The 25,034-nt window shown below is 63.9% G+C and carries 23 protein-coding genes; 4 read left to right on the top strand and 19 right to left on the bottom strand.

Annotated features, from left to right (window positions below; all coding sequences use genetic code 11):
* Nucleotides 1-27: 27 nt before the first annotated feature.
* Complete coding sequence (locus ASD58_RS09160; RefSeq protein WP_057260811.1) at nt 28-342, bottom strand: H-NS family nucleoid-associated regulatory protein; 315 nt, start codon at nt 340-342, stop codon at nt 28-30.
* A gap of 51 nt (nt 343-393) precedes the next feature.
* Entirely contained in the window at nt 394-1,491 is a 1,098-nt protein-coding gene (locus ASD58_RS09165) for a glycosyltransferase (RefSeq protein ID WP_057260812.1), read from the bottom strand.
* 221 nt (nt 1,492-1,712) lie between these two features.
* Between ASD58_RS09165 and ASD58_RS09170 the strand changes: the two genes are divergently transcribed.
* Nucleotides 1,713-2,558, top strand: a complete 846-nt coding sequence (locus ASD58_RS09170; RefSeq protein WP_156401211.1) for a symmetrical bis(5'-nucleosyl)-tetraphosphatase — start codon at nt 1,713-1,715, stop codon at nt 2,556-2,558.
* Here ASD58_RS09170 and ASD58_RS09175 read toward each other — a convergent pair.
* From ASD58_RS09175 to ASD58_RS09205, 7 genes are read right to left on the bottom strand one after another with little or no spacing between them, the layout of a single operon-like run.
* Nucleotides 2,555-3,037, bottom strand: a complete 483-nt coding sequence (locus ASD58_RS09175) for a tetratricopeptide repeat protein (protein ID WP_057260814.1) — start codon at nt 3,035-3,037, stop codon at nt 2,555-2,557. The genes ASD58_RS09170 and ASD58_RS09175 overlap by 4 nt on opposite strands.
* On the bottom strand, nt 3,034-3,831 hold the full coding sequence (locus ASD58_RS09180; RefSeq protein WP_229209943.1) for a 1-acyl-sn-glycerol-3-phosphate acyltransferase: 798 nt from the start codon (nt 3,829-3,831) through the stop codon (nt 3,034-3,036). Before ASD58_RS09180 ends, ASD58_RS09175 begins: the two co-directional genes overlap by 4 nt.
* Entirely contained in the window at nt 3,812-5,116 is a 1,305-nt protein-coding gene (locus ASD58_RS09185; protein ID WP_057260815.1) for a dihydroorotase, read from the bottom strand. The genes ASD58_RS09180 and ASD58_RS09185 overlap by 20 nt, the downstream gene beginning before the upstream one ends.
* A gap of 2 nt (nt 5,117-5,118) precedes the next feature.
* Nucleotides 5,119-6,084, bottom strand: a complete 966-nt coding sequence (locus tag ASD58_RS09190) for an aspartate carbamoyltransferase catalytic subunit (RefSeq protein WP_057260816.1) — start codon at nt 6,082-6,084, stop codon at nt 5,119-5,121.
* The gene (pyrR, locus tag ASD58_RS09195; protein ID WP_057260817.1) at nt 6,077-6,598 is read right to left on the bottom strand and encodes a bifunctional pyr operon transcriptional regulator/uracil phosphoribosyltransferase PyrR; all 522 of its coding nucleotides are present in this window, start codon (nt 6,596-6,598) and stop codon (nt 6,077-6,079) included. Before pyrR ends, ASD58_RS09190 begins: the two co-directional genes overlap by 8 nt.
* Complete coding sequence (gene ruvX, locus ASD58_RS09200) at nt 6,585-6,983, bottom strand: Holliday junction resolvase RuvX (protein ID WP_055929388.1); 399 nt, start codon at nt 6,981-6,983, stop codon at nt 6,585-6,587. Before ruvX ends, pyrR begins: the two co-directional genes overlap by 14 nt.
* Nucleotides 6,976-7,551 carry a YqgE/AlgH family protein gene (locus tag ASD58_RS09205; protein WP_229204455.1) on the bottom strand — a complete coding sequence of 192 codons (576 nt, stop codon included), beginning with the start codon at nt 7,549-7,551 and terminating at the stop codon, nt 6,976-6,978. Before ASD58_RS09205 ends, ruvX begins: the two co-directional genes overlap by 8 nt.
* A 184-nt stretch (nt 7,552-7,735) precedes the next feature.
* Between ASD58_RS09205 and ASD58_RS09210 the strand changes: the two genes are divergently transcribed.
* Nucleotides 7,736-9,100 carry a deoxyribodipyrimidine photo-lyase gene (locus tag ASD58_RS09210; protein WP_057260819.1) on the top strand — a complete coding sequence of 455 codons (1,365 nt, stop codon included), beginning with the start codon at nt 7,736-7,738 and terminating at the stop codon, nt 9,098-9,100.
* On the opposite strand, the gene ASD58_RS09215 is transcribed toward ASD58_RS09210, so the two are convergent.
* The 7 genes from ASD58_RS09215 to ASD58_RS09245 form a co-directional block, all read right to left on the bottom strand.
* On the bottom strand, nt 9,079-9,642 hold the full coding sequence (locus ASD58_RS09215) for a YdcF family protein (RefSeq protein WP_057260820.1): 564 nt from the start codon (nt 9,640-9,642) through the stop codon (nt 9,079-9,081). The genes ASD58_RS09210 and ASD58_RS09215 overlap by 22 nt on opposite strands.
* A 61-nt stretch (nt 9,643-9,703) precedes the next feature.
* On the bottom strand, nt 9,704-15,868 hold the full coding sequence (locus ASD58_RS09220; RefSeq protein ID WP_057260821.1) for an Hpt domain-containing protein: 6,165 nt from the start codon (nt 15,866-15,868) through the stop codon (nt 9,704-9,706).
* A 35-nt stretch (nt 15,869-15,903) separates the two neighbouring features.
* Nucleotides 15,904-18,231, bottom strand: coding sequence for a methyl-accepting chemotaxis protein (locus ASD58_RS09225; protein ID WP_057260822.1), 2,328 nt, complete (start codon nt 18,229-18,231; stop codon nt 15,904-15,906).
* Between the two features lie 56 nt (nt 18,232-18,287).
* Nucleotides 18,288-18,836 carry a chemotaxis protein CheW gene (locus tag ASD58_RS09230; RefSeq protein WP_057260823.1) on the bottom strand — a complete coding sequence of 183 codons (549 nt, stop codon included), beginning with the start codon at nt 18,834-18,836 and terminating at the stop codon, nt 18,288-18,290.
* A 3-nt stretch (nt 18,837-18,839) separates the two neighbouring features.
* Nucleotides 18,840-19,205: a response regulator transcription factor gene (locus ASD58_RS09235; protein WP_055929369.1), complete on the bottom strand. Its 366-nt coding sequence runs from the start codon at nt 19,203-19,205 to the stop codon at nt 18,840-18,842.
* 24 nt (nt 19,206-19,229) lie between these two features.
* Complete coding sequence (locus ASD58_RS09240) at nt 19,230-19,628, bottom strand: PleD family two-component system response regulator (RefSeq protein ID WP_055929366.1); 399 nt, start codon at nt 19,626-19,628, stop codon at nt 19,230-19,232.
* Nucleotides 19,629-19,777: 149 nt separating this feature from the next.
* Nucleotides 19,778-19,930, bottom strand: a complete 153-nt coding sequence (locus tag ASD58_RS09245; RefSeq protein WP_028104578.1) for a rubredoxin — start codon at nt 19,928-19,930, stop codon at nt 19,778-19,780.
* Nucleotides 19,931-20,026: 96 nt separating this feature from the next.
* On the opposite strand from ASD58_RS09245, the gene ASD58_RS09250 reads away from it, so the two are divergent.
* A complete protein-coding gene (locus tag ASD58_RS09250) occupies nt 20,027-20,836 on the top strand; it encodes a bifunctional hydroxymethylpyrimidine kinase/phosphomethylpyrimidine kinase (RefSeq protein ID WP_057260824.1) in 810 nt (269 codons plus the stop codon).
* A complete protein-coding gene (gene hemL / locus ASD58_RS09255) occupies nt 20,833-22,116 on the top strand; it encodes a glutamate-1-semialdehyde 2,1-aminomutase (protein ID WP_057260825.1) in 1,284 nt (427 codons plus the stop codon). Before ASD58_RS09250 ends, hemL begins: the two co-directional genes overlap by 4 nt.
* Here hemL and ASD58_RS09260 read toward each other — a convergent pair.
* The 3 genes from ASD58_RS09260 to ASD58_RS09270 all read right to left on the bottom strand — a co-directional run bounded on the left by ASD58_RS09260 (nt 22,113) and on the right by ASD58_RS09270 (nt 24,966).
* Complete coding sequence (locus ASD58_RS09260) at nt 22,113-23,228, bottom strand: sensor histidine kinase (RefSeq protein WP_082565318.1); 1,116 nt, start codon at nt 23,226-23,228, stop codon at nt 22,113-22,115. The two genes, hemL and ASD58_RS09260, sit on opposite strands and share 4 nt — an antisense overlap.
* 188 nt (nt 23,229-23,416) lie before the next feature.
* Complete coding sequence (locus ASD58_RS09265; protein ID WP_057260827.1) at nt 23,417-24,274, bottom strand: hypothetical protein; 858 nt, start codon at nt 24,272-24,274, stop codon at nt 23,417-23,419.
* Nucleotides 24,274-24,966: a hypothetical protein gene (locus ASD58_RS09270; RefSeq protein ID WP_057260828.1), complete on the bottom strand. Its 693-nt coding sequence runs from the start codon at nt 24,964-24,966 to the stop codon at nt 24,274-24,276. Before ASD58_RS09270 ends, ASD58_RS09265 begins: the two co-directional genes overlap by 1 nt.
* Between the last annotated feature and the right edge of the window lie 68 nt (nt 24,967-25,034).

The following is a 25,034-nucleotide window of genomic DNA, read 5'->3' on the forward strand; positions in this document are numbered from 1 at the left end:
CTGAAAGACAAATATTAAAAAGCTGGCTCAGATGCGCAGGTCGTCAATCGACTTGCCGCCGTCGACCCAGTCCTTGACCCATTTCGGCTGGCGGCCGCGGCCGGTCCACTGCTCGGCTGCATTGGCGGGATTGCGATAGCGCGCTTCGACCTTGCCCCCCTTGTTGCGGGTACCTGGGAAGCCAGCCAGCAATTCCTTGAGCGGAACGCCGGCTTGCTGGGCGATGGCGAATATCTGTTCGCGCGCCTTTTGCTTATCCATGCCTTCACGCTGCTTTAATTCGCGCTTAATCTGTTCCTGCAGGTTGCGCAATTCAGAGGATGACAAATTCGACAGGTCCATCTTCCTATCCTTTATTAGATTTCGATGCTTGGGAATATACACGAAATCGGCCTAGCGGATTTTCTTATGTCGAATCATCCAGCGCGGCGCTTTAAAGCGGACAATCCGCGCATATAGCCAGACATAACTCGCAATAAATAACAGGCAGAACAGCATCAACACCCAGGTATAGCGCCAGAAAATCGTGGCGGGAATCACGGCCATCAGCGAAAACATCCACAGGTATGGCGAGGTCATCGAATTGCGGCGCACCAGGGCGCGCGCATCCTTGCGGCCAACGGTCCATTGCACCACGCGCCGGAAAATCAGGCTATGCAGGTGAATACCGTCCGGCATGGCCGGCGAAGTGCCGCGGATGAAGAAACGCCGATATACGCTGAACAGGGTTTCAAAAGTCGGATATATTAATAGCAATACGGCGTACCAAGTAGAAACTTGTGGATTGCGCATTACCAGCAACAGGGCCAATTCGCCCAACATAAATCCGATAAAGTAAGCACCGCCATCGCCCAGGAATATCAGCCCGACCGGATAATTCCAGATCAGGAACCCAGCCGTGGCGCCGGCCACCATCAAGGCCGCCACCAGCACGAACATATCATTGACCTGCAGCGCGACATAACCCAATGACAGCAGCATGCAAATCGTCACCACGCTGGCCAGCCCATTGAAGCCATCGATAATATTGATGGCGTTGGCAATGCCGGCCACCGCCAGCACCGTGAGCGGCAGCGTAAACCACAGGTAGGGTAGCGGCGTGGTCGAGAACATCCAGTCGATGCGGTCAATCCGCGCATCCATCAGGAAATAGGCCAGCAAGGCGGCAAACATGGTCAGCAGCAGGCGCCGGCGCGCGCTGACTTTGCCCGTATAGTCTTCGACAATGCCGCCGAGGAAGGCAAACATGGCGCACATGATCAGTGACAGCATCCAGCTCGTCATGACCGGCACGCGCCAGACCGAAACGCAGGCGCTCAGGGCAACGGCCAGGAAGATGGACAAGCCGCCGATGCGGGCCACATGGTGGACGTGTACTTTCTGTACGCCGCCGAAATCAGTGTCTAGTGCCGGGCCATGCAAGCGCACTTCCTTGATGACCCACAGGGTCAAGAGTGCGGACGTGAAAAAGCTCACGAGGAAGGAAAACATTTGTTCTTATCAGTATAGTGAGCCAGCCGCCATTGTCGCAGCGCAGCAAGAAAGATTGCTCGCGCGCTAAGCGGCGATTGTACCGTATGCGCAGGACGGGACGGGAAATTCTAGCCTATAGCGTTGCGTCTAAGGTATTTACTTACTAATTGATACTTTTAGCCCGGCAGGCCCGGCGCTGCGCACCGCCAGCCGGCATGATCATGCGTTATCCTATGCTGATGAAAACTTACGTAGTCGGCGACCTGCAGGGTTGCCATGGCGAGACCGTCACCCTGGTCGAACGGATTCTGGACACCGAACATGCTGCCGGCAATGAACCGCCTGCCATCCTGTTTTGCGGCGACTTGATCAATCGCGGGCCCGATTCGCTGTCCACCTTGCGCTATGTGCAAGCCCTGAGCCAGGGCAGCGACGGCCGTATCGACGCGGTGCTGGGCAACCACGACCTGCACCTGCTGGCAGTGGCCAACGGCATCCGCCCCGAGTCGAGTTCCGACACCATCGAACACATCCTGGCCGCAGCCGACCGCGAAGCCCTGCTGCACTGGCTGCGCCTGCGGCCGATGGCCCTGATGCGCCTCGGCCACCTGCTGGTGCATGGCGGCGTGCTGCCGCAATGGACGGCGCAGCAGGCCATGGCGCTGGCCGGCGAAGTGGAGACCGCACTGCGCGGCGAGGAATGGGTGGCTTTCCTGCGCGAGATGTACGGCAACCAGCCCGACCGCTGGAGCGATGAGCTGACCGGTGCCGCGCGCCTGCGCTGCATCGTCAACGCCCTGACCCGCATGCGCTTTTGCAGCGCCGAGGGCGTGATGGACTTCAAGATGAAGGAATCGGCGCATGCCGCCCCGTCGAGCGGCCTGATGCCGTGGTTTGAGGTGCCGGGCCGCCGCACCAGCGATATCACCGTGGTCTTCGGCCACTGGTCGGCGTTGGGCTTGCGCATCATGCCGCGCCTGATTGCCCTCGACAGCGGCTGCGTCTGGGGCGGCAAGCTGTCGGCCGTCTGCCTGGACGACCGCAGCCTGCTGCAGGTGGACTGCCCGGAATACCGGATGATTTAGTGCTTCGAGCTGCCCTCGGCTGGTGTCGAGGCCTGCGCCTGTGACTGTGCCGGGCCCTGGCTGTCGGCCTTGCCCGCTTCGCCCGCGCCTTCCGCCGCGGCGGGCGCCGTGCCTTCGGCCGGCGCAAAGGTCACCACCATCAATTCCTTGTACGCTTCCGACTTGCGCAACGGCTCCAGGTTGGCACTGCCCTTGATCGCCTCTTCATCCGTGAAGCCGTTGACGATGGCCGTCTCCAGCGAGGCCATGGCGGCGTTCTTGCGGCCTAGCTGCGCCTGGGCCTGGGCCAGCAGGAAGTAGGACTCCGCCTCCTTGGGGGCCTTCAGCGTGGCGGCATACGCCTTGTCGGCCGCGATGCCGAAATTCTTCTGCGCCAGGCTTTCCGTCGCCTGCGTGCGCAGGGTCCTGGCATTGGTGAAGGTGTCGCCACTGCAGGCCGCCAACAGCAGGCAGGCCGCCAGCACACTGATCCTGGTCATGCTGATTGCTCCTGTAAAGATTCCGGCTGCGGCACGATGCCCAGCGCGGCGCCGATCGCAGCATGGGTTGCTGCCGCCAGTTCACGGCGATGGGCGCCCTCGCCCGGCACCGCTTCCAGCACGCTCAGGCGTGCCCGCACCGGCTTGCCATCAAGGATATTTGCCACGCTTTGCACGAACGTCATGTCGCCGATGAAGTCCACCGAGGGATGCGGCTGGCCCGCCGGGTCGACATAGGACAGGGCGAAAGGCTGCACCAGTACCTTGCCGTCCACTGCCGCCTCGAACAGGTTGGCGTGGAAAGGCAGCAGCGTGCCTTGCGCGGCTGTCGTCCCCTCCGGGAAGAAGGCTACGCGCTGGCCGTCCTGCAAGGCATGCACCAGGCCCTTGAAGATATTGCGCAGCTCGCGCTTGTTACCGCGTGCGATGAATACCGTTCCCGCCTGCGCCGCCAGCCAGCCGGCCAGCGGCCAGTCGCGGATTTCAGACTTGGCCACGAAACGGCAAGGATACAGCGCATTGATGACGAAGATGTCCAGCCACGAAATGTGGTTGCAGACGATCATGCCCTGCTCCAGCGGCGCCGCGCTGCCCGGCGTCATCTGCACCGCGACATTGCACATTGCCAGCAGCTGGCGCGACCAGCGCCGGATCTGGCCACTGCGCTTTGCCGTCCCGATGAAGGGGAACAGGAAAGCGCAGGTGGCCATGCCCTCCAGCATGTGCAGCAAAACGCGCCCGAGGCGCAGCACCAGGCGCCAGTCGAGATTGCGTTTAGCCGGCTGTGCGTTCATAGGCGACTTGGCCCGCTACGATGGTCGCCTGCACCTGCCCCGCCAGCTCGTAGCCGAGGAACGGAGTGTGCTTGCCCTGGCTGGCCAGGGCGCTACCGGTGACGGTCCAGCGTGCGGCCGGGTCGAACACCACCACGTCGGCCACGCTGCCCACGCCCAACTGGCCGGCTTGCGCCAGGCCAGCCACGCGTGCTGCTTCGCAGGTGACGCGTGCCACGGCGCGCGACAGCGCATCGTCCTTGCCCTGCGCCGCGGCATAGTCGTCGGCCCACTTGAGGGCCAGCGACAGCAGCAGTTCCAGCCCGGTGGCGCCGGGCGAAGCTTCGCCGAACGGCAGCAGCTTTTCGTCGTCGTCGCACGGGGTGTGATCGGAGCACATCGCATCGATGGTGCCGTCCAGCAGGCCGGCACGGATCGCATCGCGGTCGCGCTGGCTGCGGAACGGCGGGTCGACACGCGCGTTCGAGTCGAAGAAGTTGATGTCGGTGTCGGTCAGGTGCACGTGGTGCGCACCCACGTCGCAGGTGATCGGCAAGCCTTCGGCCTTGGCGGCGCGCACCAGCTCCAGGCCGGCGGCGGACGACATGCGGCACAGGTGGACCTTGGCGCCCGTGGCGCGCATCAGCTCGAAGATGGTGTGCAGGGCGATGGTCTCGGCCATCACCGGTACGCCGGACAGGCCCAGGCGCGAAGCCAGCGGGCCGCTGTTGGCAACGCCGCCGCGGCCGATGTACGCGTCCTGCGGGCGCAGCCAGATGGTGAAGCCGAAGGTGGCCGCGTACTGCATGCAGCGCTGCAGCACGGTGGTGTCCTTGATCGGGCTTTCGGCCTGCGAGAAGCCGATGCAGCCGGCGCCGGTCAGTTCCACCAGCTCGGTCAGCGCTTCGCCTTTCAGGCCGTGGGTCAGTGCGCCCAGCGGATGCACGTGGGCCTGGTTCAGGGCATTGGCGCGGTGCTTCAGCATTTCAATCAGGCCCGGCTCGTCAAGCACCGGATCGGTATCAGGCGGGCACACCAGGGAAGTCACGCCGCCCTGCACTGCCGCCTGCATTTCCGATTTCAGCGTGGCCTTGTATTCAAAGCCCGGTTCGCGCAGGCGCGCCGACAGGTCGACCAGGCCCGGCGCCACCACCTTGCCGGCGGCGTCGATGGTGCGCTCGGCCTTGAAGCCGGCCGGCGCGCTGCCGATGGCGGCCACCTTGCCGTCCACGATATACAGGTCTTGTTTGGAATCGATCTTGTTGGCCGGATCGATCAGTCGGCCGTTTTGGATAAGTACGTTCATTTTTATGCTTGCGTGCCTGCCAGGATGCTCATCACCGCCATGCGGACTGCGATACCGAAGGTGACCTGCGACAGGATCACCGCTTGCGGGCCGTCGGCCACGGCGGAGTCGATCTCCACCCCGCGGTTCATCGGGCCCGGGTGCATCACGATGGCGTCCGGCTTGGCCAGCGCCAGGCGCTCCGGCGTCAGGCCGTAGGCGCGGAAATATTCGCCGGCCGACGGCAGCAGGGCGCCGCTCATGCGCTCGTTCTGCAGGCGCAGCATGATGATCACGTCCACGTCCTTCAGGCCTTCATCCATGTTGGTAAAGGTGCGCACGCCCAGTTGCTCCAGGCCGCCCGGCAGCAGGGTGTGCGGGCCGATGGCGCGGATTTCCGGCACGCCCAGCGTGGTCAGCGCATGGATGTCGGAACGGGCCACGCGGCTGTGCAGGATGTCGCCCACGATGGCCACGCGCAGGCTGGTGAAGTCCTTCTTGTAGTGGCGGATGGTGTACATGTCCAGCAGGCCCTGCGTCGGGTGCGCGTGGCGGCCGTCGCCCGCGTTCACCACGTGCACGTGGTTCTGTTTGGTGTCCTGCAGGTGCTTGGCGATCAGGTATGGCGCGCCCGATTGCGAGTGGCGCACCACGAACATGTCGGCGTGCATGGCCGACAGGTTGTCGATGGTGTCCAGCAGCGACTCGCCCTTGCTGGCGGAAGACGCGGCGATGTTCAGGTTGATCACGTCGGCCGACAGGCGCTTGGCCGCGATCTCGAAGGTGGTGCGGGTACGGGTGGAATTTTCGAAGAACAGGTTGAAAACGCTTTTGCCGCGCATCAGCGGGACCTTCTTCACTTCGCGGTCCGACACGGACACGAATGAGGAGGCGGTATCGAGGATCTGGTTGATGATGGCCTTCGGCAGGCCCTCGGTCGTCAGCAGGTGCTGAAGCTCGCCGTGTTTGTTGAGTTGCGGATTAAGCATGGTTCTGTTCAATAGTCAGGGAAAACTTTCCTTCGCCGGCCTGCTGCAGGCGCAGCGCCTGGCCGGGCGCGCAGCGGGTGTGGGCCGCCACGAAATCGGCAGCCACCGGCAGTTGGCGTTCGCCGCGGTCCACCAGCGAGGCGAGCATGATGCGCGCCGGGCGGCCGTAGTCGAACAATTCGTTGATGGCGGCGCGCGTGGTGCGGCCGGTGTAGAGCACGTCGTCCACCAGCACGATGCTGGCGCCATTCACGTCGAAGCCGATATGGGTCGGCTTCACCTCGTGCGGCAAGCCCTTCTTCGCGTAATCGTCGCGGTAGAAGGACACGTCCAGCACGCCCAGGCGCGCGGTGAGGTTCAGGTCCTTGGCCAGGCGCTCGGCAATCCAGGCGCCGCCGGAATGGATGCCGACAATGGCCGGCTCGTTGGCGCCGGCAATACCGGTCTTGACCTGCTCGAGCAGGCTGGCGTACAGCGCTTCGGCGTCAAGCTGTTGGGGATCAGTGTGGGACATATTCGTCAAAGTATTGTTGGAGGATGATGGCGGCGGCACGGTCGTCGATGATTTCGCCGCGCTTGGCGGCAATCATCGCCGACGAGTAGCGCTCGTCGACCAGCACCACGGGAAGATTGAAGCGGCCGTTCAATTGATTGGCGAACTTGCGGCAGCGCGCAGTCATTTCGTGCTCTGCCCCGTCCGGGTGGAAGGGCAGGCCCACAATCAGCCTGGTCGGCCCCCATTTATCGATCAGGGCCTTGATCTCGGCGAAGCGTGCATCGTTGACGGTGGATTGAATGACGGCCAGGGGGCTGGCCTGGCCGATCATCGTATTTCCCATTGCGACACCAACGCGTTTGATGCCGAAGTCGAAGCCTAAAACAGTTTCCGGACTATGCATGACCCGCTTCAGAGTTCAACATCAGGGGGTCGAAGCCCAGCAGCTTGATGGCGGCCTGGTAGCGCTCCTCGATCGGCACATCGAACACGATGCGCGGGTCGGCGGCCACAGTCAGCCAGCCATTGCGTGCCAGTTCGTCTTCCAGCTGGCCGGGGCTCCAGCCCGCGTAGCCGATCGACACCATCATGCGTTCCGGGCCCTGGCCGCGGGCAACCGCTTCCAGCACGTCGATCGAGGTGGTAAAGGCCACGTCGTTGGTCACCGTCAGCGACGACGAATAGTGCGCGCCCGGAGTATGCAGCACGAAACCGCGGTCATCCTGCACCGGGCCGCCGAACATGATCGGCTCCGATTCCAGGTGGCGTTCGGCGGCGGACGACACTTCCAGGTCGATCCGGTCGAACAGCACTTCCATGGTCATATCGGTAGGCTTGTTGATCACGACGCCCAGCACGCCGTTCTCGTTGTGTTCGCACACATACACGACCGTGCCGCCAAAGATCGGGTCATGCATGGATGGCATGGCAATCAGGAAATGATTTGCCAGATTGAGCGCAGGGGCAGTCATATGTGCCTTTAGCTCCTTCAGTTCGCTAGTTTCCGGTAACAATCCCGGCACAGGCATGCTTCTGGTCAATTTGACTTTTTTCATGATTGCTCTCGATGCAGGACTGTTAAGAGTTCTTTACTGTAATATCCGCGCTGCAACTGCCGGATATACCCACAGTTTACTATGAATTGCTGATCCAGCCATGAAAAACGCCCTTGTCTGGTTGCGCCGGGACCTGCGCCTGTTCGATCATGCCGCCATGCATCACGCGCTGGCCTCTGCAGGGACAGTGTACTTTGCCTTTATTTTCGACCGCGCCATCCTGGATGCGCTGCCGGCGGCTGACCGCCGGGTCGAGTTCATCCACGATACGCTGTCGGCGCTTGCGGCTGAGCTGGAAGCGGCTGGCGGTCACCTGATCGTGCGGCACGACTTTGCCGAAATGGCAATCCCCGCGTTGGCTGCCGAGCTCGCAGTGGACGTTGTTTTTGCCAATCACGACTATGAGCCGGCAGCCATTGCCCGCGACGCCGCCGTGGCGCACACCCTGCGCGCCGCCGGGCGTGCGTTGCGTACTTTCAAGGACCAGGTGGTGTTCGAACGCGACGAGGTGAGGACCCAGTCCGGGCAACCGTTTTCCGTGTTCACCCCCTACAAGAACGCCTGGCTGCGCAAGCTGGAGGCCGATCCCTCGGTGCTGGCGCCGTGGACCGTGGAGCCGGGCCGCTTTGCGCCGGGCCGCAGCACGCTGCCGTCGCTGGCCGACATCGGTTTCGAGCGCACCAACCTGCATGAACTGGGCATCGGCAACGGGCCGCAGCTATTCGACGACTTCCTGGGCCGGATTGCCGGTTACGGCGCCGCGCGCGATTATCCGGCCGTAAAAGGGCCGTCCTACCTGTCGCTGCACCTGCGCTTCGGCACTGTGTCAATCCGCCACCTGGTGCGCACCGTGATGACCATCTCGGCGCGCGGCGCGGCAGGCGACGGCGGCGCGGTCTGGCTGTCCGAGCTGGTCTGGCGCGAGTTCTACATGCAGATCTTGTATCACAACCCGCACGTGGTGGAAGGCGCCTTCAAGCCGGCCTACGACAAGATCGAATGGGAGACCGGCCCGCAAGCCGACGAGCTGTTTGCCGCCTGGTGCCAAGGCCGGACCGGTTACCCGCTGGTGGATGCGGCCATGCTGCAGATCAACCGCACCGGCTATATGCACAACCGCCTGCGCATGGTGGCGGCATCGTTCCTGTGCAAGGACCTCGGCATCGACTGGCGCCGCGGCGAAGCTTTCTTTGCCTTGCACCTCAATGATTTCGACCTGGCCAACAACAACGGCGGCTGGCAATGGGCCTCGTCCTCAGGCTGCGATGCACAGCCCTACTTCCGCATTTTCAATCCCGTCACCCAATCGCAGAAGTTCGACCCGGAGGGGAAGTTCATCAAGCGCTACCTGCCGCAACTGGCAGGACTGTCGGCCAAGGAGATCCACCTGCCGCGCAACCCGGTGGTCGACCACGACGAAGCGCGCAAGCGCACGCTGGAACGCTACGCGGTCGTCAAAAAGTAAGCGATGCAGCCGAGCACTTCGCGCGGAATCGAGTAAAGGTCGCGCAGCTCGACATAGCGCGCGTGGCTATGGCCGGCAACGCGCACGCCGGCACGTTCGAGCGCAAGCCCGGTGCGCGGCACATGGAAGTACTGCGTCGCGACCAGCGCCGTGCGCAGGCCCCTGGCGCGCATGAAGGCAGCCGCGTTCCTGGCCGTCGCCATGGTATCCAGGCCCTGGCTGTCGACAACGATGGCAGCTGCCGGCACACCGTTCCCTGCCAGGTAGCCTGCCATCACCACTGCCTCGTCAAAGCCTTCCCTGCCCAGCCCTCCGCTCACGAAAATCAATGGCGCACGCTGGTCGCGGTACAAGGCCAACGCCATGTCGAGCCGCGCCTGCAGCCTTGGACTGGGCCTGCCATCTGGAGCTACTGTATTGCCTGGCACGACAATCAGGTCGGCATCGGCGTGCCGGTCGCTGCAGCCCGCAACGACAAGCAGGCCGCAGCCCAGCAGGAATACGCCCGCCAGCAGCGCGGCAAATAACTTGAGCAGTCGCATTCGATCAAATAAAAAAAAGGGCAGGCGCGGCGGCCTGCCCTGTGGTTCGCTACTGCACGCCTCAAGCGCGTTGCGGCAGCAGGCCGGCGATGGCGCCAAGCAGGATGTCTTCCTGGAACGGCTTGCCGAAGTAGGCATTCACGCCCAGTTGCAGCGCGTAGTTGCGGTGCTTGTCCGCCGAACGCGAGGTGATCATGATGATCGGGATCTCCTTGGTGCGTTCGTCGCCGCGCACGTTGCGGGTCAGGTCGAAGCCGTCCATGCGCGGCATTTCGATGTCGACCAGCATCAGTTCCGGCAAGCGGTCCTGCAACTGCTCCAGCGCATCCACGCCGTCCTTGGCCAGCATCACGTGATAGCCTTCGCGCTCCAGCAGGCGCTGGGTCACCTTGCGCACGGTGAGCGAATCGTCCACCACCATGACGGTGCCGTGGGCGCGGGTCGGTTCCGCCGGTTCGGCAACGCCGCCGGCCGGCGCTGGCGCCGGAGTCGCGGAAGTGCGCGGTGCCAGTTCCGGGTGCTGCGCCACGTGCAGCTGCAGCGCCACCGGATTCAGGATCAGCACGATCTCGCCCGAACCGAGCACGGTCGCGCCGGCGATGCCTGGCATGCGCGACAGTTGCGGGCCGATGTTCTTGATTACCACCTCGCGGTTGCCGAGGATCTCGTCGACGTGCAGCGCGACGCGGTCGGTACCGTTACGCAGCATCATGACCGGCGAAGAACGCTGCAGCAGCGGACGCGCATTGCCGTCGCCCAGCAAGGTCGCCAGGTAGCGCAGCGGCACGTGCTGGCCGTGGTGCACCACGGCGCCCTTGCCGGTTGCTTCGGCCAGTGCGCCTTCTTTCAATTGCAGCACCTGCTCCACCATCAGCGCCGGCACCGCGTGGGTGCGGCCGCCGGCGGAGATCAGCACCACCTGGGTCACGGCCAGCGTCAGCGGCAGGCGAATGGTGAAGCGGGAACCCTTGCCTGCTTCGGTGAAGGTTTCCACGCGGCCGCCCAGGGCTTGCGCCTCGGACAGCACGATGTCCATGCCCACGCCGCGGCCGGCCAGTTCGGTCAGCGTATCGGCGGTGGAGAAGCCAGGCTGGAAGATCAGGTTGGACGCTTCGGCGTCGCTCACCACCTGGTCTTCGGCCAGCAGGCCGACACTGCGCGCCTTGGCGCGGATGCGCTCCAGGTCCAGGCCGGCGCCGTCGTCGCTGAACTCCAGCACCACTTCGTTACCCTGCTGGCTGACCTGCACCAGCAGTTCGCCGGTCTCGCCCTTGCCGTGTTCAACGCGGCGTTCGCGCGACTCGATACCGTGCACGATGGCGTTACGCAGCAAGTGTTCGAACGGAGCGGCCATGCGTTCCAGAACGCTACGGTCCATTTCCACGCCGCCGCCGCGGATGTCCAGGTTGACGCGCTTGTCGGTTTCTTTCGCACCCTGGCGGGCCACGCGGAACAGACGCTCGGACACGCTGTTGAACGGCACCATGCGCACACGCATCAGGTCACGCTGCAGGTCACGCGTCATGCGCGCTTGCTGCGTCAAGTCGCCGGTGGCGCCGTCGATGGAACGGATCAGGCCTTCGTGGAAGGAGGCCACGTCGTTCACCGATTCGGCCATCATGCGGGTCAGTTCCTGCAGACGGGTAAAGCGGTCGAACTCCAGCGGGTCGAATTCACGCTCGCCGGCAATCGACATACGCGAGGCGATCTGCGATTCAGCTTGCATTTCGACTTCGCGCAGCTGGCGGCGCAGGCGATTCAAGTTCTCCTGGAAGTCGGATACCGAAGTACGTAGCGAGGTCACTTCGTTTTCCAGGCGCGACCGGGTGATCGATACTTCACCGGCCTGGTTGACCAGGCGGTCGAGGATGTCTGCACGCACACGCACCAGCGGCGAGGCCTTGGCGGCTTCCGCTTCATCGCCGCCACGGGCTGCCGCTGCAGGCGCTGTGGCCAGGCGCGCGGCCAGGGCGCTAAGCGAAGGCTGGGCTGCGCCTGGCACGGCTGGCGCGCCCGCTTCGGCGGCCGGCGCCGCGGCTGCCGCTTGCGCGGCGGCCATGGCAGCGGCGTAGGCTTCCGGATTTTGCAGTTGTTCGAACAGCAGCAGCGCGTGGTCGTAGTGCGCCATCAGCTCGTCGAACGAGTGCTGGGACGCGCTACCTGCGTGCACCATGTTTTCAATGTGCGTTTCGATTTCGTGCGCGTGCTGGCCAAGGCGCATTGCACCGGCCATGCGGGCGCTGCCCTTCACGGTGTGCAGCACGCGCTGCAGGCTGTGGGCATGCGAGAAATCGGTCGGCTTGGCGTGCCAGGCGCGCAGCGACTCGCCGATCTGCGGCAGCAGGTCGGTACCCTCTTCCAGGAACACCGGCAGCAGGTCCGGATCCAGCTCGTCGTGGATGTCGGACGGGCTGGCACCGAGCAGGTGCGGGGTTTCCGGCAGTTCGACCACCTGCACTTCGCTTGGCGCGGCGTGGTCGAGGTCGACCGCGTCTTCTTCGATCGCTTCGCCGGCGGCCAGCGCGGTGGCGTCGATGGCGTCGACTTCGATCGCGGCTTCCGCAGTCGCAGCGTCGGCTTCGGCCAGCAGCGCAGCTTCTTCAATTTCTTCGGCGGCCGGCTCCGGTTCGGCTTCGGCAACAGCGGGCGCAGCGATTTCTTCAACCACTGGCGCAGCGATTTCCTCGACGGCCGGTGCAACGATTTCTTCCAGCACTGGCGCAGCGATTTCCTCGACGGCCGGTGCTGCGGTTTCTTCGATGGCTGGTGCAGGCTGTTCGATCACCGGTGCGGCTTCGGCAACCAGTTCTTCCATCGCTTCAGGCGCCGCTTCGACCGGCTCCACCAGGTGCAAGGTGTCGGCCGCAGGCGCCGCTTGCGTCAGCTCCGGCGCGTCGAACGCATCATCGAAGGCGGCATCGAACAGGTTGTCGATATTGCCTTCCTGGGCGGCCACTGCCGGCGCCGGCTGCTCTGCGCTGTCGACTGCGGCAGGCGCTTCGGTCACCAGGCTGTGGTAGGTGTCGCTGAACAGGTTGTCGAGACGCTCTTCCAGCTGCTCGCCGCCTGGCTCGCCCACGATGCTGTCCAGGCGCTCGTCGAGCTCATGGCCAACTTCCGGCGGATGCGCCAGGTGGTCGCGCAGCTTGTGCAGCGCTTCGATCAGTTCCGGTTGCTCCGGCGGCAGCTCGCCGGTAGCGAAACTTTGCAGCATCTGCCGCACGCGCTCGATCGTGAAGTCGAACAGGTCGTGCTGGGCATCGTCCAGGTGCGGTGCCGGCGGCTGCAATTCTTGCAGCGTGATTTCCAGCGCATAGGACAGTTCCCGCAGCGGCTTGAAGCCCACCGTGCCGGACGTGCCGGTCAGGGTGTGCACCGCTTGCAGCGCTTCCGCGTTGACCGGGCGCCGTTCGTGGCGCCACTCGCCGAAATCTTGCGACAACAGGCGCACCAGTTCGTCGGTCTCCGCCATGTAGATGTTGTACAGCGGCAGCGGGATCGCCAGGCGTCCCACGAACTTCATATTGTCTTCCGCAGGCGGCTCTGGCGGCGTAGGTGCGGTAGCGGTCGGGAATTCGATGACGTTGGTGGCACGGGCCGGTGCCGCCTCGTCGTTCAGCGCCTCAAGTTGCAGGTCGGCGCTTGGCTCGCCTTCCACATATTCCGCGACCGGCAGGTCGGCGCTGATGTCGAACTGTTCGACACTGTCTGCGCCTGCTGCCCCAACGACGATCGGCTCTTCCAGCGACAAGGCAGGCTCGGCTTCGGGCACTTCGATCGCGTCCAGGTCGAAGGACAAGTCGCCGGACAGCGCTTCGCTTGCAGCGGCGACAGGTTCTGCCGCTTCGATTGCTTCCGCAGCCAGCTCCGGCAGCGGCTCTTCGGCCACCGGCGCGCTTGCTTCGGCAACTGCTTCGGCCGCGGCCGGGGCGGCTGGCGCAGGCGCTGCCTGGGTGCCGACAGCCGGACGCTCGAACACGCCGGTTTCCTGCACCCGCGCGGCGGCATCGACGATCGGTTTTTCCTGGCGCGCCGAGTTGCCGGTGGTCGCCAGTTCCTCGACCCAGGCCGACATCTCTTCGCTTGCATAGTTGAGCAGCGCGAACAAGTCTTCCGAGGCGCGGCGCTCTTCCGCCAGCCACAGGTTCATGACTTTTTCGATCGCATGGCCGCCATCGCCAAAGCGGTTCAGGCCCACCATGCGGCTGCTGCCCTTCAGCGTGTGGAAGGAGCGGCGCAGCATGGTCATGGTGTCGAGGTTGGAGATCTCGCCGTGCGGGCGCGCCAGCGTCTCGCGCACGAAGGCCAGCACTTCCTGGGCCTCGCCGATGAAGATTTCCAGCAGTTCGGCTTCGACTGCCTCGTCGCCGGCGGCGCCGGCTTCAGGGACAGGCGCCGTCAGCACCGGTTCGGGAGCCGCTTCCGGCTCCGGCAATGCTTCCTCCAGCACCGGGATCGATTCCGGGCCGGAAATTTTCTTGAACGGCACGGCGCGGAAAGTGCCGTGCTCCGGATCGAAGGTGAAACGCTCGCGTGCGCCGGATGGATTCTGCGCCAGCATGTCGACGAAGAAGCCCAGCGCGCCCACGTTCTGCGCGATATCGTCCAGCGCCTTGGCTTCGTGCGCCTCATCGAACTGGCCCGATGCCAGGCGGCCGATCTCGATGCGCACGTGCGCGGCGGCGTTCATCGCGTCATCCTGGTCCAGGATGGCGCAGGCGCCGTGCAACTGGTGCAGCACCTTGTCCAGGTCCGACAGCTCGGCGCGGCGCGCCGGGTCGGTGTAATACTCGTCCAGCATCTTCTCGACCTGGCGCAAGCCGGTCTTCATTTCCAGCGCCAGGGCGACGACGGTATCTTCCTCGTGCAGCTGGCGGGCCAGGCCGCCTTGCCACTGCGCCGGTTCCGGCGCCGCACCGCCGGCCGCCAGGGCCTGCAGGCGAGCCGCGATGGTGTCGGCGTGGGCGTTGAAATCGTCCGGCAGGTGGCGGATCTGGGCGATGCCATGCTCGGCGAACAGCAGCGCCGTCGCCATCTCCAGCCCCAGCGCCTCGCTGCGGCGGGTGCCTACGGTGCTGCGTGCCGATTCTGCGAGCTGGCGCAGCAATGCTGCCAGTGCGCCCAGGCCCAGCATTTCGCTGGCCACGGCGACCTTGGCCAGCGACTGGCCGAAATCGTTATCGAGTTCCTGGTTGTTTTCGTGCTGCTCGATGCGCTGCCACACCGAACGCGCATGGGCGATGCCCTCGCGCGCAGCGGCCAGCGATGCATCGTCGATACGGCCGTAGCGGCGCGTTTCGAAATCGTGCGGCACCATGCCGTCCAGCGCATAGCCGGCGCGCAGCTGGCGCGCCAGCGGCGGCAGGTGTTCCGGATCGGCCGAGGCGACGAAGAACAGCGCCTCCTTCAGCACGTTGTCCGGCAGTTCAGGCGAACCGGCCGACAGGCGGCGCAGTTGCAGGTTGATCAGGCCGAACAGCTGTTTGACGTAGCGGTTGCTTTCCTGCTGGCCGCCCACCACCAGCTCGGCGAAGGCCTGCATGGCGCGCCAGAACACGCGCGACTTGCGCTCGGCCTGCTGGTCTGCCACATCGGTGATGGCTGCCTGCAGCGCCGCGGCGTGGATAGCCTGGGTGCCGGCATCGGCCGCTTTCAGGTAAGGCAGCAGCGCGCGTTCAAAGCGCTGGCGCAGGGCCTTGTAGTCGGGGGTGCCGGTTGGCGCGCCGCTCGACGGCAGGGCTGCCGGCAGTTCCGGCACATGCGATACGTCAGGGAAGAACAGGTCGGCCGGGTGCACCCGGTCGATGCCCAGCAAATCCTGGATATCGCGGAAGAACGGGAACAGCCGCACCGGCTGGAACGGGGCGCCGGACAGCAGCTCCTCCAGGAATTCCACCAGTGCCTGGTACATATTGGCCAGCAACTGGGCGTGGTCCGACGTGCATTTCAGGGTGCCGTCACGCATGCGGTCCAGCACCACTTCCGCCAATTGCGTCAGCAGCGCCACGCCGTCCACGTCCACCATCTGCAAGGCGCCGTGCGCCTGGTGCAGGTGGGACTTGGCATGCATCAGCGCCGTGGTCTGGTCTTCCGCGTCACGCCCGCCGGCTTCGAACAGCGCCGTGCGGGAACGGGCCAGCGCTTCGCGGATTTCACCCATGACCCAGGACAGCGGGCCGGTGTCGTATTGCGGCAAAGCGGTGAACGAAAGATCAGGTTTGCTCATAGATTCTAAAAATTAAGCGGCAACTTGGGCACTAATCAGGCACCAACACGGAATCGCGACACGGAGTTCTTCAACTCCTGCGCCAGCGAGGTCAGTTTGCGAACCGAGCTAGCGGTTTGCTGGGTACCGTCCTGGGTTTGCTGCGTTACCTGCAGGATGTGCTGCATATTGTGCGCCACGCCGTTTGCCGACGTCGCCTGCATCCCGGTTGCGTAGGAAATGCCCTGAATCAGTTCCGCCAGGCGGTTCGAAACCTGCGAAATGTCCTGCAGTGCGGTACCTGCCGCGTCGGACAGTTTGGCACCTTCAACCACACCCTGCGTGGATTTTTCCATAGCGGCTACGGCGTCGTGGGTGTCGGTCTGAATGGTTTTCACCAGCGCACCGATCTGCTTGGCCGCTTCGGCGGAACGTTCCGCCAGTCGCTGAACCTCTTCCGCAACCACCGAGAAGCCTCGGCCTGCTTCACCTGCCGATGCCGCCTGGATCGCCGCGTTCAGCGCCAGCACGTTGGTCTGTTCGGTAATGTCGGAAATCAGCTCGGTAATTTCACCAATCTCCTGCGAGGATTCACCCAGTCGCTTGATGCGCTTCGAGGTTTCCTGGATCTGCTCGCGGATCTCGTCCATACCCTTGATCGCGTTCTGCACCGCGTCCGCACCCTGGCGTGCCGCATCAACCGACTGGCGCGCAACGTCCGCCGATTCTGCCGCGCTGCGCGACACGTCGGTAATTTCGTTGGCCATCTTCACGACGGTGTTCGATGCATCCTGAATCTCTTTCGACTGCGCTGCCGATGCTGCCAGCAGGTCGTTCGAAATGCCCTGTGCGTGGCTGGAAGCGGAGGTAACCTGTTCCGCGGTGACGGTCACACGGCCGACCAGGCCGCGCAGCTCTTCCACGGTGTAGTTGACCGAGTCGGCAATCGCGCCGGTAATGTCTTCGGAAACGGTTGCCTGCACGGTCAAGTCGCCGTCCGCCACTTCCTGCAGTTCGTTCATCAGGCGCAAAATTGCGGCCTGGTTCTGCTCGTTAATGGCCTTGGTTTCTTCTTCCTGCTGCTGCGCTTTCTGGCGCATGGCTTCCGCTTCCTGGCGGCGCCGCTCGGAAGCGCGGCCACGGTTCTGGGAATCGAGCAGCAGCACGCGGCCGATCGCCGCAGCGGAGACCAGGGTCACCACCAGGCCAACCACCATCAGCCAGAACGAAATACCCAGCGAGTCCTGCTGTTCGCGCAGCTTGGTCTGCAGGTTGGCGAAGTTGTTACGGACGTCTTCGTTCTCATTGAACAGCAGGCGTTCCGCGCTCTTCGCGGCGGAGAATTTTTCCAGACGGTCCAGAATGAACTTGACCAGCTTGTCGTAGTCTTCAAAGCCTTTTTTCAGGGCTTGCAGGTTTTCGCGGGTCTCGCCATCCTTCACGGCCGGCAGGCCGAGCTGGTCGCTGCCGCCCAGGAAGCCGTCCACGGTCTGGCGGAACACGGTGGCGTCGCGGCCCAGCTGGAACGCCGTTTCGGAGGAGGAAATGCCGCCCTCGGTCAGGAAGGCCGAAGCGCTACGGCTCATGCGCTGGGTCAGCATGCCCAGCTTGCCCAGCGCCGCCAGTTCCTTGGCGCTGCCGCCCTGCTTCAGGCGCGCCGACGAGACTTCTTCGGTCAGCGACAGCAGGTCAGGCGACATGGCGTTCAGTTTTTGCAGGGTCTCGTCCAGACCCGCCAGGTCCCACTTGTATTTGGCGATGGTGGCAGCCGCCTTGTCGGAAGCGGTCCACTTCTTGCGGGCGTCGTTCAGGGTCGGCAGCACCGCGCCTGGCGCCGACAGCACCGAGTGGCCGGCATAGCGGCCGCCGTCGGCCAGCGTCAGCAGCGCGCGATTCAGTTCGCTGCGGCTGTCTTCCAGCTGCTTGATCGCTTGCTGATTACCCTTAATCGCGTTAGGCGCCGCCTTGCCGATACGCTGCGAGTGCATCAGCACGTCGGAAGCGATCTGGGTACGGGTCGAGGTCACGCCGCTGTTGTACGCGTTCCATGCCACGAACACCACCGACAGCAGCAGGGACACGCCCAGCGTGGTGGACAGCAGGCTCAGCTGGCGTGCGCTCGGCAGGTGGCCGATCAGCGGCAGCTTGACGTTGGCCGCCGCTTCGCCCACCGAGCTGGTGCGCAGGCGCTGCAGCAGGCCGCGTGCGCCTTCTGCCGCTTCCGGGGTGACGCCGTCGGTCGCTGCCGGTTGTTCAGCAGTGGCAACCGCCGCTTCTGGCGACCCGCCCTCGTACTGAGAATTGTTAAAGCTGGCAAACTCCGAATTGGAACCCAGCTCGGCGCTGGCCTCCGGTGCGGAGCGCGACAAGAATTTAAATGCCATTACTACGTCCCCCGATAGCTTTCGATATATTGCGCCTGCCCGATGGCAGCGCGAGATTACAGGCCGATTTGCAGGAACCGCGCATCGTGCACCAGTTGGCCCAGGTCCAGCCTGGTCCACTGCTGCCCGTCACGGTCTTTGAATTGCTGGCCACCCCAGGCAGCTTGCCCATTGTCCGCCGGTGCTTCTTCCACCATTTCGTCCAGGTTGCGCAAGCCAAGCACACGCCCGGCCAGGATTGCGACGTTGAAGCCGAGGTGGGTGGCCAACGTCACCAGGCGGCTGTCCGGACCCGGCTGGGTGCCGGCCTCGCCCATATAGCGCGCCAGGTCGACCACACCGACCAGGTTGCCGCGGATATTGGACAGGCCGCGATACCAGTCCTGCGACAGCGGTACTGCTGTCACGGCCTGGAACGGCACGATTTCGCCGACCTGGGTCAGGTCCAGCAGGCAGCGGCGGCCGCCCAGCAGCACGCCCAGCTCGCGGCCTGCATTGCCCGTGCCGGCCTTGGCGGCCTGCATGCGCTCCAGCAGCGTCACTTGGTACTGCCGCAAGCGGCTGCGGCGTTCAGCGCCGGTCGGCGCCTGCTGTTCGGTCGTCATCGTTTAACCGAGTGCCGCGATCTTGGCCAGCAGCTCGGCTGCATCGACCGGTTTCACCAGGTAATCCTTGGCGCCCTGGCGAATGCCCCAGATGCGGTCGGTTTCCTGGTTCTTGGACGAGCAGATGATGATCGGCACGTCCTGCAGTTCCGGGTCCTTGGCGATGGCGCGCGTGACCTGGAAGCCGTTCTGGCCAGGCATCACCACGTCCATCAGGATCAGTTGCGGCTTGTCGGCCTTGATCTTGGCCATGGCTTCTTCGCCGTTTTCAGCGGTAGAAACGGTGAAGCCGCTGCGTACCAGGATGTCGGTCAGGTAATAACGCTCGGTAGGCGAGTCGTCTACGATCAGGATTCGTTGAATGGCCATGCTTTACTCTCTGTATTACGGTGTTTACGCACTGGCGGCGGCGGTGTGCTCTCGCACCGCAGCCAGCAGGCTATCTTTGGTGAAGGGTTTGGTCAGGTAGGCAGCCGAACCGACCATGGCGCCGCGCGCACGGTCGAACAGGCCATCCTTGGATGAGAGCATCAGCACTGGGGTGGAATGAAACTTGGCGCTCTTTTTGATCAGGGCGCAGGTTTGGTAACCATCCAGCCGCGGCATCAGGATGTCGCAGAAGATCAGCGCCGGCTGCTGGTCATTGATCTTGGCCAGCGCGTCGAAGCCGTCTTCGGCCAGGATTACCTGGTATCCCGCCTGGGTCAGGAAAATTTCTGCAGACCGACGAATGGTGCTGCTATCGTCGATCACCATGATTTTCAGTCCGGTTCCTTGCGGTTTATTCGTCATTTCTAAAGTATTCGCTCAATAGTCTCGCTACGATAGCACAGGGGGAGGGCCTGTGGCAGATCATGCTGCTGAAAAGAAACACTTATTTATTTGAAAACTTGGAAACATTCATTATTTGTCAAGTAACTGAGTTTTCAAATATATAACTTTTAGATCGCCACCATTTCGAAATCATCCTTGCGCGCGCCGCATTCGGGGCAAGTCCAGTTCATCGGCACATCGGCCCAGCGGGTGCCTGGTGCAATGCCTTCTTCCGGCAAGCCTGCGGCTTCGTCGTAAATCCATCCGCAGATCAGGCACATCCAGCTTTGGAATTCCTGGCTTGGTTCATTGCTGCTCACGTTGAGTCACCTTCTAATAAAGTAAAATGCTGAATTAGGTATCTTAATCTACCCGCCGTGCAAAACCAAACATCTCCCCTGATCCTGACATTTGGCGTGGCCGATCCGGTCGGCGCGGTTGGCGTGCATGCCGACCTGGCTGTATTCAATGCCCTGGGTTGCCGCGGCCTGTCCGCCACCACCGCCCTGCTGGTGGGCGACAGTGCGCGCGTCGAAGACCAGCAGCATGTCGATCCCGACTGGGTGGCCGACCAGGCCCGCATGGTACTGGAAGACGTACCGGTGCAAGCCTTCAAGGTCGGCGCGCTGGACCACCTGGAGCATGTCTCCACCCTGGCCGAAATCGTCTCCGACTATCCCGATGCGCCGCTGGTGCTCGATCCCTTCGGCAGCCAATTGCCGCCGCCGGGCGACGAAGACGATCCGGAAGAACTGCTGACGGTGCTGCGCCAGCTGCTGGTGCCGCAAGGCACGCTGCTGATGCTGTCCGAAGTCGAGCTGGCGCGCATGGCTGAAACCTGGCGCGAGCTGGGCAACGGCGAAACCATGGCCGACGACGCCGAGCACCTGATCGACCTCGGTTGCGAATACGTGCTGGTGACCGGCACCAATGCCGGCAGCGGCCAGCGCGCCAACACCCTGTATAACGCCGAAGGCGTGCTGCGTCACGATAAATGGCAACACCTGCCCGGCCCCTTCGTGGGCGCCGGCGGCACCCTGTCGGCCGCCATCGCCGCTTACCTGGCGCACGGCCTGGCCGTGCCGGAAGCGGTGGAACGCGCCGAGCAATACACTTACCAGACCCTGCTTCATGCCCAGCGCTACGGCATGGGGCGCTTTGTCCCCAATCGATTCTTCAAACTATGACCATTTCGAAAAACGACACCCTGTTTGAACGCGCCCAGAAAACCACCCCGGGCGGCGTCAACTCGCCGGTGCGCGCCTTCCGTTCGGTGGGCGGCACGCCGCGCTTCATCACCCGCGCCGAAGGTCCTTACTTCTGGGATGCGGACGGCAAGCGCTATATCGACTACATCGGCTCCTGGGGCCCGGCCATCGTCGGCCACGCCCATCCGCAAGTAGTGAAGGCGGTGCAGGACGCGGCGACGCGCGGCCTGTCCTTCGGCGCGCCAACCGAAGCGGAAATCGAGATGGCGGAAGAAATCTGCCGCCTGGTGCCGTCGATCGAACAGGTGCGCCTGGTCTCCTCCGGCACGGAAGCGACCATGAGCGCGCTGCGCCTGGCGCGCGGCGCCACCGGCCGCGACAAGATCGTCAAGTTCGAAGGCTGCTACCACGGCCACGCCGACTCCCTGCTGGTGAAAGCGGGCAGCGGCCTGCTCACCTTCGGCAACCCGACCTCGGCCGGCGTGCCGGAAGACTTCGTGAAACACACCCTGGTGCTGGACTACAACAACGTGGAGGCGATCCGCACCGCGTTTGAAGAATACGGCGACGAAATCGCCTGCGTCATCGTGGAACCGGTGGCCGGCAATATGAACCTGATCAAGGGCACCCCGGAATTCCTGGGCGCGCTGCGCGAACTGTGCACCCGGCACGGCGCCATCCTGATATTCGACGAAGTGATGTGCGGCTTCCGCGTCGGCCTGGGCGGCGCACAGGCACGGTACGGCATCAAGCCGGACCTGACCGCGCTGGGCAAGGTGATCGGCGGCGGCTTGCCGGTGGCAGCCTTCGGCGGTTCCAGGGAACTGATGTCGAAAATGTCGCCGGTTGGCGCCGTGTACCAGGCCGGCACCCTGTCGGGCAATCCGGTTGCCGTGGCAGCCGGCATGACCACCCTGAAGCTGATCCAGCAGCCGGGCTTTTATGACGGTCTGGCCCGCAGCGCGCGCCGCCTGGCCGATGGCCTGACCGCCGCCGCGAAAGAAGCCGGCGTGACCTTCTGCGCCGATGCCGAAGGCGGCATGTTCGGCCTGTACTTCAGCGCCACCCCGCCCAACAACTACGCTGAAATGATGGCCGGCGACCGCGACAAGTTCAACCTGTTCTTCCACAAGATGCTGGACGAAGGCGTCTACTTCGCCCCCGCCGCCTTCGAAGCGGGTTTCGTCAGCGCGCAGCACGATGATGCCGTGATCGACGCCACCATCGCTGCCGCGAAAAAAGTCTTCGCTACGCTCTAAAGCACCGGCGCGCTGCCGAAAGGCCGCGCGTCCATCGGGATGTCGATCAGGAAGGTGGTGCCCAGCGCCGCGGAACTGGTGACGATGATGCTGCCGCCGTGGCTCTCCGCCACGCGGCGCGCATACGGCAGCCCGACTCCCCAGCCATCCTTGGTGCATTTGCCGCCGCGCGCGCGGCGGTAGACCTGGAAGATCGATTCCATCTCTTCCGGCGGGATCGGATCGCCCTCATTGTGCACGGACAATTGCACGCGCTGGCCAAGGCTGCCCACCCGCACCAGTACCGGCGTGCCCGGTGCACGATACTTGATCGCATTGCCCAGCAAGTTCTCCAGCGCCCGCTGCAGCGAGGCGCGGCACCAGTGCCCCACGGCCGACTCAAATTCCACCTGCACCTGCACTGCGCTGCGCTCGATCGTTTGCTGCGCAATCTCATACGCCAGCAAGGCCAGGTCGAATTCCTCCAGGTGCAGCGGCAGGCGCTGTCCACCTTCAAACACCATGCAATCGAGCAGGTCGCGTGTCATGGCCTCGATGCGCTGCGCGTTCACCACGATGCGCTCGGCCAGGCGGCGGATATCGTCGCTCGGCGCCTTGCTTTCGATCACCTGCGCCGCCACGCTGACCGTCGACAGCGGCGTGCGCAAATCATGCGTCAGGGCGGCGATGAACTGCTCGCGCAGCGCCGACTGGATCAGCGCAAATGCCGTCACGCTTTCGCGGATGGCGCTGTCGATCGAGGTGGCAATCGCTTCACGCTGCTCATGCGTCAGCGTCACGTTGCCCTGGTGCAGCATCTTGAACAGCACCTGCCGGAACAACTGGTATTCGCGGATCAGGGTGGTGGTGTCATAGCCGCTCAGGCGCGCCCGCTCGCCGCCATGCTCTTGTGCGATCAGCGCCACGTCGACCCCGCTGGCCTGGTAAAACTCTTGCGTCAGCAGGCGCGCCAGGTGTTCGTAAAAAGTCGGCAAGGTGTTCAGCAAGATCGGATCGGGCAGCTCGCCGGCCTTGCCCAGCGTCTCCCGCGCGGCCTGGCGCCAGGCGTCGATCACCTGGTCGCGCAGCGCCAGCATCGCTTGCGATGAAGGAGACAAACCGACCTCAGTCATTCAGCCTCCTGGAAAATGTGAATTGTGAATCGAAAGAATGTGGCGGAGATACTTTCGTGTCAATACACAGCGGAATGCAGTAAATAACCGACAAGTACAAAAGCGGCGCGGCACGGGCGTGCCGGGCAGGCGTGGGCAAACACTGCTTAACCAATGGTTACAGGCAGTGTTGCAATCTTGCAGCGTGATTAGCGCGCCGGCGAACCGGCCGGCGCCTCGCACTCGGCCGCTGCCGGGCGGGTGCGCTGGAGCGGCACCGACATCAACCAGCCGCGCAGGTTCCTGATCAGCGCCCGGCCGCAGTGTTCGCTGATCGGTTCTGCCCGTTCGAGCGCATCGGTCTGCCCTTCCAGGTAATGGAAGGTCCGTTGGGCACCGGCGGCCCCCGCGGCCGGTGCCAGCGCATGCTTGCGCACGATCTCCACCGAGGCGCGGAACAGTGCGGCGCTCGCCTCGCGCAGCCGCAGGCCGCCGTCCTTTTGCCAGAATACGGCCTCATTCTCGACTTCGACCGCGCGCGACACCACCCGTACCGTGTTGCTGTAGACCGGCTGCTCGCTGCCGCCCTGGAATACGGACACGGTGTTATCAATGATCAGCGCGGTCTGGTCCTGCGTCATGTAAAACACCGGCGTGCTGGAAATCCGCCAGCCCGACTGTGGCCGGGCATTGGGCGCCAGCAAGGGCACGCCCGCCCGCTCGGCCAGTTCACCGTAGTTGAAGGAGTCCAGCGTTTTCCTAAACGGCACCAGGATCCGGTCGGCGTCGGTTTGCATCTCGCTGAGTTGCTCTTTCCTTTGGCCGTTGACCACCGCCGCATGCGTCACCAGGGCCACGATAAAGCCAAGCAGGCCAGGCGCCGGGTACAGCATGGTGCCCGGCTCCTGCCCTGCCTTGTCGAAATTGACCTGGCCGCGGAAATCGACTTTTTCCCTGGCCGGCAAACTCAGCGACCAGGCGGCATCGGGCTCGACCGATTCGCTCGCCTGCGTGGCCGGCATGCAGGCCAACAGCGCGGCCAACGCAATCAGGATCTGGCGTGCCATCAGTTTGCCAGCGGCTTGAGGATGGCCTGGCGCGCCTCTTCAATCGCCTGGAAATAGGCATTGCTCAAGCCAGGGAAAGCCGGCGCCTCATCCCAGTTGCCGTGCGCGCTCTTTTGCCGCAACACCGGCTGGTACCAGTCATAGGAATTGTCCTTGAGGTTGACCATATAGCTGACGCCGCTCACGATACCCTTGGGGTCGCCTGTTGGAATATAGGAAGAATAAGGGCGGGTGATGCCGACTTCGGTCAACTCCACCACCAGCAGCTTGTCGAGCCGGTATTTCGATCGCAGCGATGCGTAATCCCTGGCGGCCGCATTGCGCGCCGTGGCGCTGGCTTTCGGCAACTGGTCGGCCGCAATCGGCTCGTCGATCATGACCGGCACCTGGCCCTTCAGTTTCAGCGCTTCGGCGATGTCGCCCTTCAGGCTGGCCAGGTCGTCAGCCGGCAAGGTCCGGGTATGGGCCGTCAGCGCGGCATTCGCAACCGAGGCGGCAACGCGGGTCAGCGGCCAATCGGCGCCGGGGAAACTGGTATCGACCTTCGGCAGCCTGCTCATCGCGACACCGACCCGCAACCCCGGTTCAGCAAAGACCCTGAAGCCCTTCGATACCGGGGCTTGGGGCGCGCTGGCGCAGCCGCTCAGGAGTGCTGCGGCAACGGCAGCCAGCAGTCCAAATCGGAAGCTCATCTCAGCCCTTTCGTGTAGTTAAAATTTCCGCAACCGGGAGTTGCGACGAAATTTTACCTATCAAACGG

The sequence above is a fragment of the Duganella sp. Root1480D1 genome, from assembly GCF_001427305.1.
GTDB lineage: Bacteria > Pseudomonadota > Gammaproteobacteria > Burkholderiales > Burkholderiaceae_D > Rugamonas.

Bases quoted from the DNA above. Each gene is read 5' to 3' on its own strand.
- ASD58_RS09160 (WP_057260811.1), bottom strand. From the start codon at position 342: ATGGACCTGTCGAATTTGTCATCCTCTGAATTGCGCAACCTGCAGGAA.
- ASD58_RS09165 (WP_057260812.1), bottom strand. From the start codon at position 1,491: ATGTTTTCCTTCCTCGTGAGCTTTTTCACGTCCGCACTCTTGACCCTG.
- ASD58_RS09170 (WP_156401211.1), top strand. From the start codon at position 1,713: ATGAAAACTTACGTAGTCGGCGACCTGCAGGGTTGCCATGGCGAGACC.
- ASD58_RS09175 (WP_057260814.1), bottom strand. From the start codon at position 3,037: ATGACCAGGATCAGTGTGCTGGCGGCCTGCCTGCTGTTGGCGGCCTGC.
- ASD58_RS09180 (WP_229209943.1), bottom strand. From the start codon at position 3,831: ATGAACGCACAGCCGGCTAAACGCAATCTCGACTGGCGCCTGGTGCTG.
- ASD58_RS09185 (WP_057260815.1), bottom strand. From the start codon at position 5,116: ATGAACGTACTTATCCAAAACGGCCGACTGATCGATCCGGCCAACAAG.
- ASD58_RS09190 (WP_057260816.1), bottom strand. From the start codon at position 6,084: ATGCTTAATCCGCAACTCAACAAACACGGCGAGCTTCAGCACCTGCTG.
- pyrR (WP_057260817.1), bottom strand. From the start codon at position 6,598: ATGTCCCACACTGATCCCCAACAGCTTGACGCCGAAGCGCTGTACGCC.
- ruvX (WP_055929388.1), bottom strand. From the start codon at position 6,983: ATGCATAGTCCGGAAACTGTTTTAGGCTTCGACTTCGGCATCAAACGC.
- ASD58_RS09205 (WP_229204455.1), bottom strand. From the start codon at position 7,551: ATGACTGCCCCTGCGCTCAATCTGGCAAATCATTTCCTGATTGCCATG.
- ASD58_RS09210 (WP_057260819.1), top strand. From the start codon at position 7,736: ATGAAAAACGCCCTTGTCTGGTTGCGCCGGGACCTGCGCCTGTTCGAT.
- ASD58_RS09215 (WP_057260820.1), bottom strand. From the start codon at position 9,642: ATGCGACTGCTCAAGTTATTTGCCGCGCTGCTGGCGGGCGTATTCCTG.
- ASD58_RS09220 (WP_057260821.1), bottom strand. From the start codon at position 15,868: ATGAGCAAACCTGATCTTTCGTTCACCGCTTTGCCGCAATACGACACC.
- ASD58_RS09225 (WP_057260822.1), bottom strand. From the start codon at position 18,231: ATGGCATTTAAATTCTTGTCGCGCTCCGCACCGGAGGCCAGCGCCGAG.
- ASD58_RS09230 (WP_057260823.1), bottom strand. From the start codon at position 18,836: ATGACGACCGAACAGCAGGCGCCGACCGGCGCTGAACGCCGCAGCCGC.
- ASD58_RS09235 (WP_055929369.1), bottom strand. From the start codon at position 19,205: ATGGCCATTCAACGAATCCTGATCGTAGACGACTCGCCTACCGAGCGT.
- ASD58_RS09240 (WP_055929366.1), bottom strand. From the start codon at position 19,628: ATGACGAATAAACCGCAAGGAACCGGACTGAAAATCATGGTGATCGAC.
- ASD58_RS09245 (WP_028104578.1), bottom strand. From the start codon at position 19,930: ATGTGCCTGATCTGCGGATGGATTTACGACGAAGCCGCAGGCTTGCCG.
- hemL (WP_057260825.1), top strand. From the start codon at position 20,833: ATGACCATTTCGAAAAACGACACCCTGTTTGAACGCGCCCAGAAAACC.
- ASD58_RS09260 (WP_082565318.1), bottom strand. From the start codon at position 23,228: ATGACTGAGGTCGGTTTGTCTCCTTCATCGCAAGCGATGCTGGCGCTG.
- ASD58_RS09265 (WP_057260827.1), bottom strand. From the start codon at position 24,274: ATGGCACGCCAGATCCTGATTGCGTTGGCCGCGCTGTTGGCCTGCATG.
- ASD58_RS09270 (WP_057260828.1), bottom strand. From the start codon at position 24,966: ATGAGCTTCCGATTTGGACTGCTGGCTGCCGTTGCCGCAGCACTCCTG.